We start from the raw sequence: 4,949 nt of genomic DNA on the forward strand, positions 1-4,949 counted from the left end.
GTTAAATCCGTTGCTGGGTCTCCCGTAGCCGTTGGAACGGACTCAGTAAAATCCTTGCTTGTTTCTCCACCTTCTGGCTCTGCAGGATTTTTTCCACAGCTTATGGAAAACAATAATAGAAATGATAATAATGTGATAAGAAATGTTTTGAAAGAGTTGTTGGCTAAAGCGCGTAATTCACACTTTGCTCAATGAATTTACAGTATACATGTTTTTACCTCTTTTTTATTAATTATTTTTAATAATAATAGCATGTTTTTATTTTTTGTCAATAGTTTAAATAAAAAAAATTTGTCATCGCAAGTTTTATTTTCTTTGTCATTGCGAGACTTTATAAGAAGTCGTGGCAATCTAAATATAGATTACTTCGTTCATTTCACTCACTCGTAATGACAATGCATTTCTGTCATCGCCTCGCGGCGCACAGCGTGTGCGAGTGAGACTTGCTTACAGCACACAGCGTGAAAGTCCGACTTCGCTCTGCGTCCCGTTGGGATTGTCGAACAAAGCAATACAAAATAAAAAAGACACCGCAATCACGCTGTGCCTTTTTACAATTAAATTAAATAAATCTATAAACAAGGATTTTTTACAACAAACTATAAAGCATATCTCCGTAAGTCGGAAGTTTCCAATATTTTTTAGAAACCGTTTTTTCAAGCTCGTCAATTATAGGACGCATCTCTCCGTCCATATAATTCAAAACTTTATCTCTATAGAATTTTGCCGACTTTTGAACATCGCTTATTTTTTTTCCTTCGGCAATATAGCCTTCGAATTTTTTAAGTTTGTCGGATAAAGATTTTGTCAAACCGTTTATTTTATCAATCAAATCTTTTTCCACATCGAACTTTATTTTTAAGTTTTTCTTTCTTTCGGCAACTTTTGAAAGCGCTCCCGAATATTCGATTGAGTCGGGAATAATATTTTTGTTAATCATATCGATTAAAGTCAAAGCTTCGATATTCAAAACTTTAATATATTCTTCCAAAACTATTTCGTATCTCGAATGAATTTCAACTTCTGTAAAAACTTTATGTTTAGTCAAAAGCTCGACTGATTTTTTCGTTATAAATCGAGGCATAACTTCTGGCATGGATTTCAAATTATATAGTCCTCTTTTTTCCGCTTCTTTCACCCACTCGTCCGAATAGTTGTTTCCGTTATAAATTATTCTTTTATGTTTAGCAAAAGCGTCTTTAATCAATTCGTCCAAATCTTTTTCAAAATCGGAACTTTTTTCCAAAGTGTCGGCAAATTGGGACAAAGCTTCGGCTACAACCGTATTAAGTATTATATTAGGTCCAGAAATCGACAAACTCGAGCCTACCATTCTAAACTCGAATTTATTTCCCGTGAAAGCGAGCGGCGAAGTTCTGTTTCTGTCGGTTAAATCTTTAGTTAATTTCGCCAAATAATGAACTCCAAATTCCATATCCTCTCTGTCTTTCGCTTTATATTTTGAATTTCCAAAAGCTTCGAGCATTTCCGTGAGTTCTTCTCCCAAGAAAATCGATATTATGGCTGGCGGCGCTTCGCTTGCTCCGAGTCTATGGTCGTTGCTTGCGCTTGCCGTAGTCACTCTAATCAAATCCTGATATTCGTCAACGGCTTTTATGAACGCCACTAAAAATAATAGGAATTGTTTATTTTTCCAAGGAGTATTTCCAGGCTCGAGCAAATTCATTCCCGTATCGGTTGCAATCGACCAGTTATTATGTTTTCCGCTTCCGTTTACTCCCGCGAAAGGTTTTTCATGCAAGATGCAAGTTAGATTATGTTTTTCCGCGATTACTTTCATTAATTCCATCATAAGCTGATTTTGGTCTGCCGCAATATTCGTGATTGAAAATTCTGGAGCCAATTCGTATTGTCCAGGGGCTACTTCGTTATGTTCCGTTTTCGCCATTATTCCCAATTTCCAAAGTTCGCTATCGAGTTCTTCCATAAATTTCGACACTCTCGGCTTTATCGCTCCAAAATAATGGTCTTCGAGTTCCTGCCCTTTAGGAGGACATGCTCCGAATAATGTTCTTTTACAATATCTTAAATCTTGTCTTTGCAAATATAATTCTCTATCGATTAAAAAATATTCTTGTTCCGCTCCGACTGTGGTATAAACTCTGCCGACATCGTTATGTCCGAATAATTTGAGTATTCTTTTTGCTTCTTTTTCTAAAACTTCCATCGAACGAAGAAGAGGAGTTTTTTTATCCAAAGCTTCGCCTCCGTAAGAACAGAAAACTGTTGGAATGCATAAAGTATTGTCTTTAATGAAAGCGTAGGAAGTCGGGTCCCAAGCCGTGTAGCCTCTCGCCTCGAAAGTCGTTCTTAGTCCGCCCGAAGGAAAACTTGAAGCGTCAGGTTCTCCTTGCGCCAATTCTTTTCCCGTAAATTCCATACGAATAGAACCGCCATCGCCTTGCGTTATGAAACTCGTATGTTTTTCCGCCGTTATTCCCGTCATAGGTTGAAACCAATGCGTAAAATGAGTAGCGCCTTTTTCTATAGCCCACTCTTTCATAGCATGAGCGACAACATTGGCAAGTTCCAAATCCAATCTCTCTCCGTTTTTTATGGTTTTTATCAATTTTTTATACACATCTTTTGGGAGTTTTTCCCGCATAACATTATCGTTAAAAACCATACTGCCAAAAATTTCAGGCACATTTTTCATGAGTTTTATCCTCCAATAAATTTTTTTTTGTTTTTTATTGAGAAAATTATAATATTTCTTAAAATTAAATCAATATTACTATATATAGTTATGCAAAAAATTTTGTGAAGTTTTAAATATTTTGAAAAGATAATAATAGAGATAATACATTTTATACAAAAATTTATTATGTTAAATATTTTTTATATTCTAATTTTAGTTTTTTAATTTTAATTTTTTGTAAGTTCTTCAAATTTTTCAATCATATTTTTTTGATATTCTTCGTATTTTTTCGATAGATTATAATCGGGTTCAATAACGGTTTTATCTCTCAAAGCGTCTCGAATTTCGTCCAAATCTATATTTTCTTTCAACAACAAAATAGCGGCAATCGAAGCTCCCAAAGAAGCTCCGCCAGAAGGAAGTATTTTTACCTCGCATTGCCAAATATTCGCTATGATTTTTAAAATTTCAATATCTTTTGCAGGTCCTCCCGTAACCGACAAATCGGCTTTTTTTGAAGAATTAAATTTTTTAGAATACTCTGCGATTAAAGAAAGCGAACTTAAAACTATTCCTTTATAATCGCTGTCGAAATTCGCTTTTTCGTAATATCTTTTTATATCAAATGATTTGCTGATTGGCACGGATTCGTTTTCTTTTTGCCATAACATTAACGGAAGATTATTTATATTTTCTTTAAGAGAATCGGTTATGTCCTTATAATTTTTTCCGTAAAGATTCATTATCGAATCCCAAAGCATAGCTCCGTTTGTTCGGCAGAATATCATAAAAGGATTTCCTATTCCGTCATACATAGCGTTTGAAACTCCGCTAAAATCTCTCTCGTTTTCGTCTATATTAAGCATATAAACAAAACTCGTCCCAAGCGAAAGAATATCTCCTTTGTATAAAACTTTCGTTTCGGGATTATCTCCGCTTCCGATTCCAACGATACAATTTTTATCAAATCCGAATTTTTCTATAAAATAAGTCGTTATATATCCCGCCTCGCTCGAAGGATTTTTTATATTTCCTAATTTATTTTTTAAATCTTTTGAAACGGAATTTAAAAGATTATCGTTCCATTCTTTTTTTGAATAATCCATTAAACTCATTCCAGAACCGTTTCCAAAATCTACGGCGACATCTTCTTTAGCCGTTAATATTGAAGCGATAAAAGTATTGAGCAAAAATATTTTATAAGTATTTTCCGACATATTTTTATTATTGTCAAAATAATATTTTATAACCGCTCCAGTGAATCTTAAAGGAGAATCCGAGCCCGTTATTTGAATCATTTTTTCTTTTCCGCCCGCCGTTTTTCTTAAATCTTCCGCTTCTTTTTCCGTGCAGGAGGTTCGCCAAATTGGAGCGCCGTTATAAGAATAAGAATCTTTTAATATTTCGATTAAATTTTTATTTGCAGATTCTTTTTGTTTCAAATATTCCAAATTCTTTTTATAATTTTCGGACAAATATACATGCCCATGCTGTTGCGCCGATATTTGAATCGAATCTATAAGCGAAATATTGCATTTGTCTTTTAATTTTGAAAAAGCTTTATCAAGCGCTATTAAAAAAATATTTATGTCTTGTTCCGCTTTTCCTTCTATATCAGAATCAACTAATAAAGTATTTTTATTCATCGAAGAATTATTTATTTCTTCCAAAGAATTAAAAGCAACGGATATATTTAATTCGTTTTTAAAATTTTTATAATTTAAAATACTTAAAGTTAAACTCTGCGTGCTTAAATCTATTCCTAATGTAAACATTTTATTTTTCCTCGTTTTTTAATTTTAATTTTTAATTTATTTTTAAATTCAATAGAAATGAGTATATAGAAAATAATTTATTAAATCAAGTTTTTATATTTTAAAGATTTAATCGTAAACATTTTTTCTATGAGATATTTTAATCGTATAAATTATAAGTTCATTGTCAAGAATTTCACATACAAGTCTATAATCGCCAATTCTATATCTCCAAAAACCTTTTAAATCTCCCGTCAAAGCTTTTCCTTTACTTCTTGGATTCTCTAAATTTTCAATTTCTTGAGTAAAAGTTTTTATACGCTTTTGTATTGATATGTCTAATTTTTTAAAATCTTTTTGCGCCTTGCTTGAAAATACAAATTCCATTTAAATACCAAGCTGTTTATAAAATTCATTTGCCTTTATACCTTTATCTCCGTCTAATCTGCCTTTTTGTCCTTTTAACGCGTCTTCTATATCTTCAAAATCTTCCAAAAAATTTGAAATCGCTTCTTGCACAAAGATAATCTACGGTT

At 32.7% G+C, this 4,949-nt stretch carries 5 protein-coding genes; 1 reads left to right on the plus strand and 4 read right to left on the minus strand.

Annotation, left to right across the window (positions count from 1 at the left end; all coding sequences use genetic code 11):
- Nucleotides 1-195: hypothetical protein (locus EZH24_RS14060; protein ID WP_161976113.1), on the plus strand; the 195-nt coding region annotated here is incomplete at its 5' end.
- Between the two features lie 394 nt (nt 196-589).
- Here the strand turns inward: EZH24_RS14060 and EZH24_RS07090 are convergent.
- From EZH24_RS07090 to EZH24_RS15325, 4 genes are all read right to left on the minus strand, one after another.
- On the minus strand, nt 590-2,677 hold the full coding sequence (locus tag EZH24_RS07090) for a glutamine synthetase III family protein (protein ID WP_137998425.1): 2,088 nt from the start codon (nt 2,675-2,677) through the stop codon (nt 590-592).
- A gap of 209 nt (nt 2,678-2,886) precedes the next feature.
- Nucleotides 2,887-4,434, minus strand: a complete 1,548-nt coding sequence (locus EZH24_RS07095) for an FGGY family carbohydrate kinase (RefSeq protein WP_137998426.1) — start codon at nt 4,432-4,434, stop codon at nt 2,887-2,889.
- A 108-nt stretch (nt 4,435-4,542) separates the two neighbouring features.
- Entirely contained in the window at nt 4,543-4,800 is a 258-nt protein-coding gene (locus tag EZH24_RS07100) for a type II toxin-antitoxin system RelE family toxin (RefSeq protein WP_137998427.1), read from the minus strand.
- On the minus strand, nt 4,801-4,932 hold the full coding sequence (locus tag EZH24_RS15325; RefSeq protein ID WP_272897883.1) for a hypothetical protein: 132 nt from the start codon (nt 4,930-4,932) through the stop codon (nt 4,801-4,803).
- Between the last annotated feature and the right edge of the window lie 17 nt (nt 4,933-4,949).

The sequence above is a fragment of the Brachyspira catarrhinii genome, from assembly GCF_005518285.1.
GTDB classification, from domain to species: domain Bacteria; phylum Spirochaetota; class Brachyspiria; order Brachyspirales; family Brachyspiraceae; genus Brachyspira; species Brachyspira catarrhinii.